At 72.2% G+C, this 14,963-nt stretch carries 12 protein-coding genes; 7 read left to right on the forward strand and 5 right to left on the reverse strand.

Annotated elements, in window-relative coordinates; genetic code table 11:
• Positions 1–12 precede the first annotated feature (12 nt).
• The gene (locus ACFZCP_RS05645; protein WP_391424305.1) at positions 13–1,011 is read left to right on the forward strand and encodes a sigma-70 family RNA polymerase sigma factor; all 999 of its coding nucleotides are present in this window, start codon (positions 13–15) and stop codon (positions 1,009–1,011) included.
• 578 nt (positions 1,012–1,589) lie between these two features.
• Positions 1,590–2,306, forward strand: a complete 717-nt coding sequence (locus tag ACFZCP_RS05650) for a TetR family transcriptional regulator (RefSeq protein ID WP_391424713.1) — start codon at positions 1,590–1,592, stop codon at positions 2,304–2,306.
• Positions 2,307–2,399: 93 nt separating this feature from the next.
• Here ACFZCP_RS05650 and ACFZCP_RS05655 read toward each other — a convergent pair whose 3' ends face one another.
• The gene (locus ACFZCP_RS05655) at positions 2,400–3,458 is read right to left on the reverse strand and encodes a WYL domain-containing protein (RefSeq protein ID WP_391424307.1); all 1,059 of its coding nucleotides are present in this window, start codon (positions 3,456–3,458) and stop codon (positions 2,400–2,402) included.
• A gap of 62 nt (positions 3,459–3,520) precedes the next feature.
• Here ACFZCP_RS05655 and ACFZCP_RS05660 point away from each other — a divergent pair, with 62 nt between their 5' ends.
• From ACFZCP_RS05660 to ACFZCP_RS05680, 5 genes are all read left to right on the forward strand, one after another.
• Entirely contained in the window at positions 3,521–5,044 is a 1,524-nt protein-coding gene (locus ACFZCP_RS05660; RefSeq protein ID WP_391424309.1) for a DHA2 family efflux MFS transporter permease subunit, read from the forward strand.
• Between the two features lie 334 nt (positions 5,045–5,378).
• Positions 5,379–6,140, forward strand: a complete 762-nt coding sequence (locus ACFZCP_RS05665) for a DeoR/GlpR family DNA-binding transcription regulator (protein ID WP_362680896.1) — start codon at positions 5,379–5,381, stop codon at positions 6,138–6,140.
• Positions 6,137–7,084, forward strand: a complete 948-nt coding sequence (pfkB, locus tag ACFZCP_RS05670; RefSeq protein ID WP_391424312.1) for a 1-phosphofructokinase — start codon at positions 6,137–6,139, stop codon at positions 7,082–7,084. The genes ACFZCP_RS05665 and pfkB overlap by 4 nt, the downstream gene beginning before the upstream one ends.
• Before the next feature lie 157 nt (positions 7,085–7,241).
• The gene (locus ACFZCP_RS05675; RefSeq protein WP_391424314.1) at positions 7,242–9,602 is read left to right on the forward strand and encodes a fructose-specific PTS transporter subunit EIIC; all 2,361 of its coding nucleotides are present in this window, start codon (positions 7,242–7,244) and stop codon (positions 9,600–9,602) included.
• Between the two features lie 191 nt (positions 9,603–9,793).
• The gene (locus ACFZCP_RS05680) at positions 9,794–10,042 is read left to right on the forward strand and encodes a hypothetical protein (protein WP_391424316.1); all 249 of its coding nucleotides are present in this window, start codon (positions 9,794–9,796) and stop codon (positions 10,040–10,042) included.
• A 158-nt stretch (positions 10,043–10,200) separates the two neighbouring features.
• Here the strand turns inward: ACFZCP_RS05680 and ACFZCP_RS05685 are convergent, their stop codons facing one another.
• From ACFZCP_RS05685 to ACFZCP_RS05700, 4 genes are all read right to left on the reverse strand, one after another.
• The gene (locus tag ACFZCP_RS05685) at positions 10,201–10,947 is read right to left on the reverse strand and encodes a DUF6227 family protein (RefSeq protein ID WP_391424318.1); all 747 of its coding nucleotides are present in this window, start codon (positions 10,945–10,947) and stop codon (positions 10,201–10,203) included.
• Between the two features lie 157 nt (positions 10,948–11,104).
• The gene (locus tag ACFZCP_RS05690) at positions 11,105–12,325 is read right to left on the reverse strand and encodes an Ig-like domain-containing protein (RefSeq protein ID WP_391424320.1); all 1,221 of its coding nucleotides are present in this window, start codon (positions 12,323–12,325) and stop codon (positions 11,105–11,107) included.
• 170 nt (positions 12,326–12,495) lie between these two features.
• Positions 12,496–13,548, reverse strand: a complete 1,053-nt coding sequence (locus tag ACFZCP_RS05695; protein ID WP_391424322.1) for a P1 family peptidase — start codon at positions 13,546–13,548, stop codon at positions 12,496–12,498.
• Between the two features lie 66 nt (positions 13,549–13,614).
• Entirely contained in the window at positions 13,615–14,853 is a 1,239-nt protein-coding gene (locus ACFZCP_RS05700) for a low temperature requirement protein A (RefSeq protein WP_362680875.1), read from the reverse strand.
• Between the last annotated feature and the right edge of the window lie 110 nt (positions 14,854–14,963).

Genomic DNA, 14,963 nt, shown 5'->3' on the forward strand with positions numbered 1-14,963 from the left:
AAGGGAGCACGCATGGCAACCCGTGCCGTCGCCCGTCGTCAGTCCGCCACCGGCGAGACGGTCGACTCGGCAAGCAGTGTTCGCGCCCATGGCGGCGAGATCGCCGACCGCGACCTGGTCGGCATGTACCTCGACGAGATCGCGCGTACGCCGCTGCTCGACGCCGCCAAGGAGGTCGAGCTGTCCCAGACCATCGAAGCGGGTGTGTTCGCGCGGCAGGTCCTCGACGGCTTCGAGGACAGCGAGACGGACGCCAGCCGTGACGAACTGGAGGCCCTGGTCGCCGCGGGCGAGCGGGCCAAGGACGTCTTCATCCGCTCCAATCTCCGCCTGGTCGTGGCGGTGGCCCGGCGCTACCCGCGCAGCGGCCTGCCGCTCCTCGACCTGATCCAGGAGGGCAACGCCGGTCTGGTGCGTGCCGTCGAGAAGTTCGACTACCGCAAGGGCTTCAAGTTCTCGACGTACGCCACCTGGTGGATCCGTCAGGCCATCACCCGCTCCATCGCCGACCAGTCCCGGACGATCCGGCTCCCCGTCCACCTGGTGGAGGAGCTGGGCCGCATCCGGCGCGTCCAGCGGGAGTTCAACCGTGAGCACGGGCGCGACCCGGAGCCCGCGGAGATCGCCGGCGAACTGGACTCGACGCCGGAGCGCGTGACCGACGTGCTCGACTGGTCCCGGGACCCGGTCTCGCTCAACATGCCGGTGGACGACGAGGGCGAGACGCAGTTCGGTGACCTCCTGGAGGACACCTCCGCGGTCTCCCCCGAGCAGTCGGTGCTCACCCTCCTGCGCAGCGAGGAACTGGACGACCTGATCGGCCGCCTCGACCAGCGCACGGCCTCCATCATCAAGATGCGGTACGGCATCGAGGACGGCCGGGAGCGCACGCTGACCGAGGTGGGCAAGGAGCACGGCCTGACCCGCGAGCGCATCCGCCAGATCGAGAAGCACGCGCTGCTCGAACTGAAGAAGCTGGCCCGCCAGACCGGCTTCGACGCGGCGGCGTAACGGGGCGTACGCCCGCTTCGGCCGCGTACGCCCGGTGCCCGAAGACGGCGCAAACATGGCGCGCTACCGTCGCTTCAACTGCGGGACCCGAGGGAAAAACCCTTCCGAGCCCAGGAGTTGGACGCCAGGGGCCGCACTCCCGCCCCCACACACGCACCATTCGGCACGACGAACAGCGGGCACGACCCACCGCCTGTACGAGCTGTACGAGCTACGTCCCGACGCAATCCCCCCCCGGCGCCGGGACCTACCAGAGCCGGGCTCCGGCGCCTACCCCCCCCAGGCGCCGGAGCCCGGCTTGTTCGTCTGCTGCCCAGGTGCTGCGGGGTGGCGGGGTGGCTGTCCCCGAGGTGCGAACGTCCGCGCCGACGGCGGACGTTCCGCAGCCGGCGGACAGGCTGAAGTGGCGGGCCACCCCGTACCTGAACCCCGGGGTGGCCCGCCGGATGGCAGATTCTGCCACACCGGCATAGCCTGCCGAGGTGAGCACCCCCCGCACCACCGGCACCTCCGCCCACCAGCAACTTTCGGCCTCCTCCCCGGCGTCCCTCACGGAGCGGCGCAAGGCGGAGACCCGCATGGAGATCGCCCGCGCGGCGGCCGCCCTCTTCGTCCGTCAGGGCCTGCGCACCACACGTGCCGAGGACATCGCCCAGGCGGCGGGCATCGCGCCGCGCACCTTCTACCGTTACTTCGCCTCCAAGGAGGAGGCGGTGGCCCCCCTGTATGCGGCGGGCGCCGAGCGGTGGACCCAGGCGGTGCGCGAGGCCCCGCCCGCCCTCACCGTCCCCGAGGCCCTGCGGCACGCGGTCGGCCGGACGCTCACCCCCGGGGCCGGTGTCTCGGCGTCGTCCTGGGAATGGGTCCGCACGCTGATCCGCCTGGCCGACGCCAGCCCGGCACTGCGGAAGGTCTGGGCCGAGGTCTGCCAGGCCTCGGAGAGCACGCTCGCGGAGATCCTCGCGGAGCGGCTGGCCTCGACGGGGGAGGGGGCGACGGGCCGCGGTGCCGCCTCGGTAACCCCGGCCGCCGCAGCCGTCCAGGAGGCTTTGGCCGCCGGGGAAGTCCCGGCCGTTCCGGAGGCTGCGGCCGCCCGGGGAGATGCGGTTGCCCCGGTTGCCCCGGAAGTGCCGCGCCTCCGCTTCGCGGCAGCGGTGGCCGGTGCGGCGGTCCGCGTGGCCGTCGAGAACTGGGCGACCACCACGGCGCCGCCCACCGGCCCCGCCGGTCCGGCATCCCTGGCCCTGCAGAACCTCGATGCCTTGGGGGACTTCGGGTGGGGGGCGGGGGCGTAGCGCGGGGTGCTCGGCGCCGGGGGCCGTTGTGGGGGGCGGGGTCTGTTCTTCGGGTGCGGGTGCGTGGTGGTTTTCGCGCAGTTCCCCGCGCCCCTATGGGGCGGTTGTTGTGGGGGCGGGGTTTGCTCCGCGGGTGTGTGGTGGGATTTTGCGCAGTTCCCCGTGTCCCTGTGAGGCGTCCGTTCCTGATCCTGCGCGGCTCAGGCGTGCTCCCAACTCCCTTGCGCACCGCACCAGTTCCTCCGGTGACCGCACCGTGAACTCGCATCCCACCATGGCCAGCCGTGCCGCCAGCCACTCCACGGGATCCCCGCTGTCTCCCCGCAGCACGCACCCGCCCTCGTCGCCCGCCGCCTCCGGCACCCCGATCCATGCCGGCACCCGTGACGACACCACCTCCGCCGATCCGGCGAACCACACCTCGAACGCGTACCTCTCCTGGTGCCGCCGCCCGATCGACCGCCGCAGATACTCCGCCGCGTTCTTCGCCGGCAGCTCCCGCGGAGCGAACCGCACCCCGGTCGCCAGCGGCTCCGTCACCCGGTCCACCCGGAACGTCCGCCAGTCCTCCCGCCCCAGGTCGTACGCGACGAGGTACCAGCGCTGTCCCGTCGACACGAGCCGGTACGGCTCGGTCAGCCGCCGCGACTCGCCGCCGTCCTTGTCACGGTAGGCGAACCGCAGCCGCTCCCGACCGGCCACCGTCGACGCCATCACGGTCAGCGTCTCGGGCGCGATGCTCGCGCCGTCGCCGTGGGTCAGCTGCGTCGTCGCGGCCTGGAGCGTCGACACCCGGTGCCGCAGCCGGGCCGGCAGCACCTGCTCCAGCTTCGCCAGCGCGCGCACCGACGCCTCGTCCACGCCCTCGACCGCGTGCCCGGCCCCCGCCCGCAGCCCGACGGCGATGGCCACCGCCTCCTCGTCGTCCAGGACCAGCGGCGGCATGGCCTTGCCCGCGACAAGGCGGTAGCCGCCGTCGGCGCCTTTGCTCGCCTGTACGGGATAGCCCAGTTCCCGCAGCCGGTCGATGTCCCGCCGCACCGTCCGGCCGGACACCCCGAGCCGGTCGGCCAGCTCGCTGCCGGGCCACTCTCGCGGCGTCTGCAGGAGGGAGAGCAGCTGGAGGAGTCGAGCCGGAGTGTCCGTCGTCATACTTTCGAGAATGCCGCATATCTAGGACACGATCTGACCTAGTGCCCTTCTACCTTGAAGTCATGACCTCCACGGAACAGACACCCACCGCCCAGCAGGCGGCCGGCGACCGCCGCCGATGGTTCGCGCTCGCGATCGTGATGACCGCGGCCTTCATGGACCTCGTCGACGTCACGATCGTCAACATCGCGATCCCCTCGATCAAGCAGGACGCGGGCGCGTCCCTCAGTCAGATCCAGTGGATCACCGCCGGATACGCCCTGGCCTTCGCCGCCGGCCTGATCACCGGTGGCCGACTCGGCGACATCCACGGCCGCCGGCGGCTGTTCCTCGTCGGCATCGCCGGCTTCACGGTGGCCTCCGCGCTGTGCGGCTTCGCCGTGAACCCGGAGATGCTGGTCGCCTCCCGCATCCTCCAGGGCGGAATGGCGGCGATGATGGTCCCGCAGGTCCTGTCGATCGTGCACGCCACCTTCCCCGCCCACGAGCGCGGCAAGGTCTTCGGCCTCTTCGGCGCGATAATCGGCCTCGGCGCGGTCTCCGGGCCGCTGCTCGGCGCCCTGCTGACGGAGTGGAACCTGTTCGGGCTCGAGTGGCGCCCGATCTTCCTGATCAACCTGCCCGTCGGCGTCGTGGCCTTCCTCCTCGGCCGTCGCTACATCACCGAGTCCCGCGCGCCGAAGGCCCTGAAGCTGGACCTGGTCGGCGTCGCCCTGGTGACCCTGGGCCTGCTGATGCTGCTCTACCCGCTCACCCGCGGCCGCGAGCTGGGCTGGCCGCTGTGGGGGTACGTCTCGATGGCCGGCGCGCTCGGCGTCTTCGCGGCGCTGGTGGCGTACGAGCGGCGCAAGGCGGCCCGGGACGGCTCCCCGCTCGTCGAGCTGTCGCTGTTCCGCGTGAAGAGCTTCGCCGCCGGGATCGCCGTACAGACCGTCTTCGGTGTCGCGCTCGGCATCTTCTTCCTGGTCTGGACGCTGTACATGCAGATCGGCCTGGGCTGGAGGCCGCTCAGGGCCGGCCTGACCGGTGTCCCGTTCTCCCTCGCGGTGTCCACGGCGGCCGGGATGTCGGTGCAGAAGCTGGTCCCGCGGTTCGGCCGCAAGGTGCTCCAGGCCGGCGCGCTGATCATGGCGGTGGGCGTCCTCCTGTACATCTGGGAGTCCCACCGCTACGGCCTCGGCATCGCCCCCTGGCAGATGGCGCTCCCGCTGGTCGTGATGGGCGCCGGCATGGGCCTGATCGTCGCCCCGCTGACGGACGCGGTGCTCTCGGAGGTGCCGCAGGAGCACGCCGGGTCCGCGTCCGGCCTGATCAACACCGTGCAGCAGATGGGCAACGCGCTCGGCCTCGGGCTGGTCTCGGTGGTGTTCTTCGGCGTGATCGGTGACCGGCTGACCCCCGCCGAGGTGGGCCCCGCCTTCGTGAACGGCTTCCAGCACGCGCTGTGGTGGGTGGCCGGTGTGATGGGCGTGATCTTCCTGCTGATGTTCGCCCTGCCCAAGCGGCCCGCCCAGCACGTGGAGGGTGCGGAGCCGGCCGGGCAGGAGCTCCCGGCGAACGACAAGGAACCCGTATACGCGGGGTGACGCCCGACGGAGGTCCGTAACCAGCACGACGTCGACGAGCCCGGTGGCCACGGCCCCGGGCTCGTCGGCGTTCCTGCATTCCTGCATTCCTGCGTTCCGTTCGCTTTGTGTGCCCTGGGCGCTCCGGGCGCTCCGTGCGCTCCGTCCATGCCTCTCACCTGGGCACTCCCGGGGACGCGGGCGGGCACTCTCGCAGGGCGCTCGCAGGCGCCTCCCACAAGTACAGAAGTCCGTTTGTGTCCGAATGAGGTCTGGGACTGTTTACTTTCCGGAAAGCCGGGCGTAGCCTCCCATTGAAACCACACGTTCGGGCATCAGTCGGAGGCAAACGGACATGTACGCACCGGAGCGGCAACAGGAGATCCTCCGGCTCGCCCGTGACGGCGGCCGGGTGGACGTCCTGTCGCTGGCCGAGGAGTTCCAGGTCACCGCGGAAACCATCCGCCGCGACCTGAAGGCCCTCGACCGCGCCGGACTCGTCCGCCGGGTGCACGGCGGCGCCATCCCCGTCGGCCGCCTCGACTTCGAGCCGGACCTCGCCGAACGCGAGTCCACCGCCGCCGACGAGAAGGACCGCATTGCCAAGGCGGCCCTCGCCGAGCTGCCCACCGAGGGCACGGTGATCCTCGACGCCGGTACGACGGTGGCCCGGATGGCCGCGGCCATCCCGCTGGAGTCCTCCCTCACCGTCGTCACGCACAGCCTGCCGATCGCGGCCCGCCTCGCCGACCATCCGGGCATCCAGCTCCACCTGGTCGGCGGGCGGGTACGGCACCGCACGCGCGCCGCCGTCGACGCCTGGGCGCTGCGCGCCTACGGCGAGATCCGCGCCGACGTCCTGTTCGTCGCCGCCAACGGCTTCTCCGCCCGGCACGGCCTGACCACCCCCGACCTCGCCGAGGCCGCGGTCAAGCGCGCGGCCGTGGCCGCCGCCCGCCGTGTGGTCCTGCTCGCCGACTCCTCCAAACACGGCCAGGAGCACTTCGCCCGCTTCGGCGACCTGGGCGACGTGGACCTGCTGATCACCGACAGCGGGCTGAGCCCCGAAGACACGGTCGCCATCGAGAGCGGCGGCACGGAAGTGGTGCGCACATGATCCTCACCGTCACCCCCAACCCCTCCCTCGACCGCACCTACGAGGTCCAGGCCCTCCGGCGCGGCGAGGTCATCCGGGCCGAGACCGAGCGCATGGACCCGGGCGGCAAGGGCGTGAACGTCTCGCGCGCCGTCGCGGCCGCCGGCCGGCACACGGTCGCCGTCCTGCCCCTGGGCGGTGCGCCGGGCGCGCTCGTCGCCGACCTGCTCGACGCGCAGGGCATCGAGGTCGCCCCGGTCCCGGTCGCCGGCGCCACCCGCTCGAACATCGCGCTCGCGGAGGCCGACGGGACGCTCACGAAGATCAACGCTCCCGGACCGGAGCTGACGGCGGCCGAGCAGGAACTCCTCCTGGACGCCGTCCGCGTGCAGTCCCGGGACGCCGACTGGATCGCGTGCTGCGGAAGCCTGCCCCGGGGGCTCTCGCCCTCGTGGTACGCCGACGTCGTCACGCGGGCGCACGCCGGAGGCGCACGCATCGCCCTGGACACCTCGGGGCGCGCGCTGCTGGAGGCACTGCGCGCACGGCCGGACGTGGTGAAGCCGAACGCCGAGGAGCTGGCCGAGGCCGTCGGCCGCCCCCTGGCGACGGTGGGCGACGCGATGAAGGCGGCCGAGGAGCTGCGCGGGATGGGCGCGCGCGCCGTCCTCGCGAGCCTCGGCGCCGACGGGCAGCTGCTCGTGGACGATGCGGGTGCCTGGTTCGGCAGCGCCCGCGTGGACACCGTACGCAGCAACGTGGGTGCCGGTGACTCCTCCCTCGCGGGCTTCCTGATCGCCGGCGGCAGCGGCCCGGAGGCCCTCGCCTCCGCCGTCGCCCACGGCGCCGCCGCCGTGCAGCTCCCCGGCAGCGTGATGCCGGCCCCCGCCGACCTGGACCCGGCGGCGGTGACGGTCACCGCCGACATCCCGGTCGACCACGAACTGACGGAGCCGGTGTCATGACCGCCCGAGGCGTCGTCACGACCCTGCGGCCGCCCCCGCTCGCCCCATCGGCCCCGCCTCCGCCCGCCCCAGCGGCCCCGGCCCTGCTCCCCGCAGCGGTCGCCCCCACCCCCGCCCACCCCACCCCCCGGGCGATACGCGCGCATTGGAGCCCGCGATGAGCGACCTGATCACCGTGGACCTGGTCGATCTCGACCTGTCCGCCGACACCAAGGAAGCGGCGGCGCGCGTCCTCGCCGAGCGCATGGTGGCGCAGGGCCGGGTGACCGACCTGGCGGGCTTCCTCGCCGACGTGGCCGCCCGTGAGGCACAGATGCCGACCGGCCTCGACGGCGGCATCGGCATCCCGCACTGCCGCAGCGCCCATGTCACCGAGCCGACGCTCGCGTTCGGCCGCAGCGCGGCGGGCATCGACTTCGGCGCCGCGGACGGCCCCGCCGACCTGATCTTCCTCATCGCCGCCCCGGCCGGTGCGGACGACGCCCATCTGACGATCCTCTCCTCCCTGGCCCGGCAGCTGATGAACACCGAGTTCACGGATGCGCTGCGCTCGGTGGGCGACGCGGGGACGGCGGCGGCGCTGATCCGCGGCGACGAGACACCGACGGGCACGGCGGAGACAGCGACCGGGACAGCCGCCGGGCAAGCTGCCGAGGAAGCCGCTGGCCAAGCCTCCGTGCAAGCCGCCGAGGCAGGGGCCGGGGCCCCGGGCGGGACCTCGGCCGAGCACGCCGGGGCACAGGACGCCGAGCGCGTCCCCGAGAACACCGCTGCGGCGCCGGGGGCGGCCTCCGCCGGCGCCGCGGCGGGCAGTACGACACAGCAGGCACCGGGCGCGGGCGAAGGCGCGGGCGAGGACGAGGGCGTGGGCGCGGGGGCGCGGGCGTCCGCTCCGGCGCAGAGCGCCAGGGCCGATGCGGCCGACGCGTCCGGCAGGCCCGATGGGTCCGGTAGGTCCGACGGGTCCGGCAGGGCTGAAGAGTCCGGCAGGTCCGATGGGGCCGACGAGGGCGAACGTCCCTTCCGTGTCGTCGCCGTCACCTCCTGCCCGACCGGCATCGCCCACACCTACATGGCCGCCGAGTCCCTGGAGAACGCGGGCCGCGAGGCGGGCGTCGAGGTTGTCGTCGAGACGCAGGGTTCGGCCGGCTTCACCCGGCTCGACCCCGCGGTGATCGCGGCGGCGGACGGCGTGATCTTCGCGCACGACGTCCCCGTGCGCGACAAGGACCGCTTCGCGGGCAAGGCGACCGTCGACGTCGGTGTGAAGGCGGGCATCAACCGCCCGGCCGACCTGATCGCCGAGGTGCGTTCCAAGGCCGAGCACGGCGAGGTCACCGCGGCCGCCACCGCCGCAACCCCCATCGAGCGGGCCGGTGACTCCACCGAGGGCTACGGCACCAAGCTGCGCAAGTGGCTGATGTCCGGCGTGAGCTACATGGTCCCGTTCGTCGCCGCGGGCGGCCTCCTCATCGCCCTCGGCTTCGCGATCGGCGGCTACAGGATCAACAAGGCGCCGTCGGTGATGGACCACTTCGTGTGGACCCAGACCGGCAGCTGGGGTGCCCTCCTGTTCCAGATCGGCGTCGTCTCCTTCGGCTTCCTCGTCCCGGTCCTGGCCGGCTACATCGCCTACGGCATGGCGGACCGGCCCGGCCTGGTCCCCGGGTTCGTGGGCGGCGCGATCTCGCTGACCATCAACGCCGGCTTCCTCGGCGGCCTGGCGGCCGGCCTGATCGCCGGTGGTGTGGTGCTGGCGATCCAGAGGATCCGTGTCCCGGGGGCGTTGCGCGGCATCATGCCGGTGGTGGTGATCCCGCTGATCTCCTCGGCGATCGTCGGCTTCCTGATGTTCGTCGTGATCGGCAAGCCCATCGCCTCCGCCCAGAAGGGCATGACCGACTGGCTGAACGGCCTCACCGGAGCCAACGCCGTCCTGCTCGGCGCCCTGCTCGGCCTGATGATGTGTTTCGACCTGGGCGGTCCGGTCAACAAGGTCGCCTACACCTTCGCCACGGCGGGCATCGCCGTCTCCGACCCCAGCGACTCCGCGATGAGGATCATGGCCGCGGTGATGGCGGCCGGCATGGTCCCGCCGCTGGCGATGGCCCTGGCCACGACCGTCCGCGGGAAGCTCTTCACACCGGCCGAGCGTGAGAACGGCAAGGCCGCCTGGGTGCTGGGCGCCTCGTTCATCTCCGAGGGCGCGATCCCGTTCGCCGCGGCGGACCCGCTGCGGGTCATCCCCTCCTCCATGGTGGGCGGCGCGGTCACCGGTGCTCTGTCGATGGCCTTCGGCGCCACCCTGCGTGCCCCGCACGGCGGCATCTTCGTGGTCCCGCTGATCGGCAACCCGTTCCGCTACCTCGTCGCCATCGTGGCCGGTATGTGCATCACCGCGGCCCTGGTCGTCATCCTGAAGGGCATGCGCAGGCCGGCCCCGCAGACCACGGCCGCCGACCCCGCCGCGAGCGCGGACACGGCGTCGAGCCGGACGAAGCAGCCGATCGCCGCCTGAGGCACTCCGGCGCCGGCTGAAGCAGTCACCGCCGCCTGAGGCGGTCCGGCGCCGGCTGGGGCAATCCCTCGCCGTCCGAGGGCGCACCGCAGCCTCTTGTCCCTTTGGTGAACTGTGAGTTGTTCACGCCACCTGCGAGATACGTCACGGTCCGGGGCCAAAGTCCCGGGGCGTGGTGTGTACTGGGGTGTATGCGTGAGCACGTCTCGACTCTTCAGCTGATCGGCGCGGTCGCCCTCACCGCCGCGGGCGTCGCCTGGGCCGTCCTGGTGACACGCCTGCTGCGCCGCGCCCGTGTTGAGGCCACTGGACGATTCGCCGCCGCGCTCCCGGCCCTCCCGCACCAGTCCGAGGTGGGTCCCTCGCAGGAGTCCGTCGAGCTGACCCCGGCGGAACAGGACGCCTTCGCGGGCCTGGTACGACGACTCGGCCACCGCTAGAGCCCGTCCGGCGGACCCCGCGGGAAGGGGAGCGGACCCGATCCGCGGGCCAGGATCTCGGCCCGGCCGGACCTCAGGCTCTGCCGGTCCCCGGCTCTTGCCGGGCCCTTGGCCCTTGCGGTCCCCAGGTCTTGCCGGGTCCCTGGCTCTGCTGGTCCCTACCTCTGCCGGGCCGCGCGTCGCTCCATGGCGTGCCGTGCCGCGTCCGCCGTCGTGTACACCTCGCACATGTGCCGCCCGTCGGGCGTCGCCGTGTGCTCGACCTCCCACAGGGAGATCTCCCGGCCGTCCGGCAGCAGGAACGCGTGCTCGTACAGCGCGAAGCTCACTCCGGCCCGGGCGGCCCGCCCGGGCCGTCCGAACGCCTGGGTGATCTGATGCGCGGCCGCGGTTGCCAGCAGTGCTGCCACCTCCGCGTCCGGCGCGTCGGGGTTCTCCGCACGGCGCAGCAGCCGGCGCGCGTGGTCCGCCGAGTCGTCCGGGGTGTACACGTGTCGGGGCTCGGGAATCGCCGACAGATGCGTCAGCGGCGGCAGCTCGAAGTCCGGCGTGTCCGGCGGCAGCGGGAGCCGGGCGGTGGAGGCGTGCAGTTCCTCCTTGTCGACGTACACCTCGTGCTGTGCGCCGACGCCCGGAGCGGTGTTGTGCACGAGCTCCCACAGGGTCACCGCGGAGCCGTCGGCGAGCAGCCAGGTGTGCCGGTACGTCTCGCAGTGCAGGCCCGCACTGTGGTGGGCGGAGTGCAGGGAACTGTCGTGCGCCAGCGCGCAGTCGAGCCGCCGTATCACCTCGTCCGGCAGCTCGAAGGAGTTCAGGGCACGGCCGAGGAGTCGCTCGAGATGCTCCTCCGGAGACTCGGGCGACTCGGCTGGTTCGTACGCTGCCGTCTCGTACGGAACGCTCAAGGCTTCTCCCGGCGTTGCTGCATGTCACCTTGTGGGTGCATACCGTAGCCCCTCGGTCGGACATCATGTCCGGGAACCGGAAAAACGTATGCCGGGAAAACGTGAGGGCCGCGCGAAATGTTCTCGCGCGGCCTCACGTTCCGTCAAAACCCGCCGGTCAGGCGGCACTTCCGGCAGTCCAGGCGCTCCACGCCATGTTCCAGCCGTTGAGCCCGTTGTCCGGGGACACCGTCTTGTCCGGGGAGTTCTTCACGATCACGACGTCGCCGATGAGCGAGTTGTCGTAGAACCACTTGGCCGTCGTGGCGCCCTGCGCGCCCTGCACGTCCGCCAGGCCGACGCAGCCGTGGCTGGTGCCCTCCCGGCCGAAGGGCGGGTTGCCCTTGTTGTACCAGTAGTTGCCGTGGATGAACGTGCCGGACGTCGTCAGGCGCATCGCGTGCGGCACGTCCGAGATGTCGTACTCCCCGCCGAAGCCGACCGTCGAGCCGTTCATGCGGGTCTGCACGAACTTCTCGGAGATCACCATCTGCCCGTTGTACGTGGTGTGCTGCGAGCTGCCAGCGGAGATCGGCAGCTGCTTGATCGTCCGGCCGTCCCGCACCACGGTCATGGTCTGCGTGTTGGCGTCGACCGTGGAGACCTGCGAGCGCCCGATCGTGAAGGTCACCGTCTTCTTCTGCACACCGGAGACGCCCTTGGCGCCCTGCACGCCGTCCAGGTCGATCTTCATCGTGACCTTGGATCCGGCCTTCCAGTAGTCCTGCGGACGGAAGTCCAGCCGCTGGTCGCCGAACCAGTGCCCGGCCACCTGCTGCCCGCTGCTGGAGCTGACCGTGATGTGCGACTGCACGGCCTTCTTGTCGGTGATGTGCTTGTCGAAGGTGAACGACACCGGCATGCCCACGCCGACCGTCGAGCCGTCGTCCGGCGTGTAGGTGCCGATGAAGCTGTCGCTCGAGTTGACCGTGGTGAAGATGGAGTTGGCCGCCGCCGTGCGTCCGTTCGCGTCCTTCGCGGTCGCGGCTATCTGGTACTTGGTCCCGCGCTCCAGCCGCTGCTTCGGCTTCCAGGTGCTGCCGTCCGCCGATATCGCACCCTGCACGGCCTGTCCCGAGCCGGCCACGGTCATCTTCACATCGGTCAGCTTGCCGTCGCTGACCTTCACCCCGGTCGCGTTGATGGACGCGCCGGTCGAACCGTCCTTGGCCGAGATCGCGATGTTCGCCGTCGACGTCCTGGACGAGTCCTTGCCGCCCTTGCCGTCCTCGTTCGTGGCGTTGGCGCTGCCACCGCAGGCGGTCAGGGTGAGGGCGCCGACCAGCAGGGCGGCACAGGCCCCCAGTGCGCGCCGCGCTGTAATGTCCGGCGTTGTCACGGGCTGCTCCAGGTTCGTGTGATGTGAGTGATCCGTTCCAGTGCGTGGAGAAAGAGGGCACCGCACCCACCGGAGGTTCCGTCCGAGGCCGATGAACGCCATCACGTGACAGAACCGCGACATTCCGAACCCCCGAGCCCCCTGACGTGCCCCTCTTCGGCCGCCTGGGCCTACCGCTCCCCGTGCAGCTCCCCGGACGGCTCCCCGTACAACTCTGCGTACGACGGCCACACCCCGCCCGGCCCCTCGACCGACTCGGCGGCGCGCACGGCGCGCACGATCGCGCGCGTCACGACGTCCGCGCCCGCCGCGAGGATGTCGTTCAGCGCCAGGGGGTGCCCGCTGTCGAGCGGGCGCGCCCCCGTCGCCAGGGCGAACACCGTGTCGCCGTCGTGCAGCAGGTGCACCGGCCGTACGGCGCGCGCGATGCCGTCGTGCGCCGTGCCCGCCAGCTTCTGCGCCTGCGCCTTCGTGAGGTCCGCGTCGGTCGCGACCACCGCGAGTGTCGTGTTGAGCGGCGGGGGCGCGTTCTTCGCGGCCGCCTCGGCAAGGCGCCCGAGGGCGGCCTCGTGCACGCGCTCGTCGGGGTACCGCACGCGCCCCTGGAACAACTCCCCGTACAGGACGCCCGTACCGGGATCCGTCACCGCCCCCGCGGCGTTCGCCACCACCAGCGCGGCCACGGTGATCCCCGAGCCGAGGACCGTGCTCGCGGTCCCCACCCCGCCCTTGAGCGGCCCGGCCACTGCACCCGTGCCCGCCCCCACGCACCCCTGCGGCACCCGCTCACCGGGCGCGCTCGCCGCGGCCGCCTCGACCGCCGCGCGGCCCATCGCCGCGTCCGGGCGGGCGCGGAAGTCCCCGCCCCGTCCCAGGTCGAAGACGCACGCGGCCGGAACCACCGGCACGACGTGGGCCGGATCCGTCCCGACCGGCACCCCGCGCCCCTGCTCCTCCAGCCAGGCCATGACCCCGGACGCCGCGTCGAGCCCGTAGGCGCTGCCTCCGGTCAGCACGACGGCGTCGACCTTCTGCACCACGTTGCGCGGGTCGAGGGCGTCGGTCTCCTTGGTGCCGGGACCGCCTCCGCGCACGTCCACGGCGGCGACGGCGCCGCCCTCGGGGGCGAGGACGACCGTGGTGCCGGTGAGCCAGCCGTGCCCGCTGCGGGAGGCGTGCCCCACCCGCACTCCGGCGACGTCCGTCAATGCGTCAGTTGTCATGGCGGCCAGTCTGGCCCAGCCCGGGGCGCCGTCGCAGGGTTCGGGCGGCCGGTGCGTTCGCAGGGCTCAGGCGGCCGGTGCCGTCGTGTCCGTCCGCCGTTCGTGGGCGACCATGCGCGCGGTGAGTGCCACTCCCGTCGCCACCGCGGCCGCCGAGACGAGCCCTGCCGCGAGCACCGCCCAGTCGCCGAGGAAGGTGCAGCAGATCACCAGCAGGGCCGTCAGCGGAAGCACCAGCTGCTGGGTGATGCCGATCTTGAAGTGCCGCGAGTGCAGCGCCCAGACGGTCAGCAGATACAGCGCCGTCGGCAGGGTCACGGCCGCCGAGGCGGACAACGTCGAGATGTGCGTCTTGCCGACGGCCTGCTCCACCGCCACCTCCAGGCCCGCGCCGATCGCCGCGGCCGAGGCGAAGATCAGGTAGTGCCCGTAGCCCCAGAGGAACGACTGTCTGTTGGAGCGCAGATGGCTGTGGATGGGCACCACGAAGTAGATCCACCAGGCGGAGAAGACGATCAGCAGCCCGCCCGCCGCGATCGGCAGCAGCCGGCCGAGCGCGTCGTGCTCGCTCACCGCCGACTGCACGGCGACCGTGGCGGCCGCGATCGTCTCTCCGAGCACGATGATCGTGAACAGGCCGTACCGCTCGGCGATGTGGTGCGGATGCCACGACGTCTGATGGCCCCGCTCGGCGTACAGCGGCACGCACAGCTCCGCGATCGCCATCACCAGGAACACCCAGGGCCGGGCGGGTCCGGGCAGTACGACCAGCCCCAGCCAGCCGACCTGGCACAGCAGCACGCCGCCGGCGTATCTGAGCGCCATGGTTCTCTCCGCGCCCTCGGCACACCGTGCCGCTCTCAGCCACTGCGCGGCCATCGCCACGCGCATGATCACGTAACCGAGCCAGAGCACCAGGTAGTCGTGTTGCACGGCCGCCCCGGGGATGCCCGCGGCCAGCACCAGCACACCCGCGATCTGGACCAGGGTGACGACCCGGTAGAGCGCGTCGTCGTTGTCGTACGCGGAGGCGAACCAGGTGAAGTTCATCCAGGCCCACCAGATGGCGAAGAACACCATCGCGTAGTTCCGGATCCCCTCGCCCGCGTGGCCCTCGGCCACGGCGTGCACGAGCTGCATGCCCGCCTGTGCAATGGCCACGACGAAGCACAGGTCGAAGAAGAGCTCCAGTGGGGAGGCGACCCGGTGCGCCTCGTCGCGCCCGCGCGCGGTGAGCCGGCGCAAGGGCCCCTGGGAGTGTGGTGCGCCCGGGGAAGCAGGTGCCGGAGCGGAACTCGAGGTCATGCCTCCCAGGACAGCAGAAAACCGCCTCCATGTCTTGTGAAGACTTTCACGAGCGAGCGGGGGGTGCAGGTGGCGGCGGCCCGGGACGTCAGTGCGGCCCGCGGCCGGGC

Origin of the sequence: Streptomyces sp. NPDC007971 (genome assembly GCF_042958635.1) — a bacterium.
Taxonomy (GTDB): domain Bacteria; phylum Actinomycetota; class Actinomycetes; order Streptomycetales; family Streptomycetaceae; genus Streptomyces.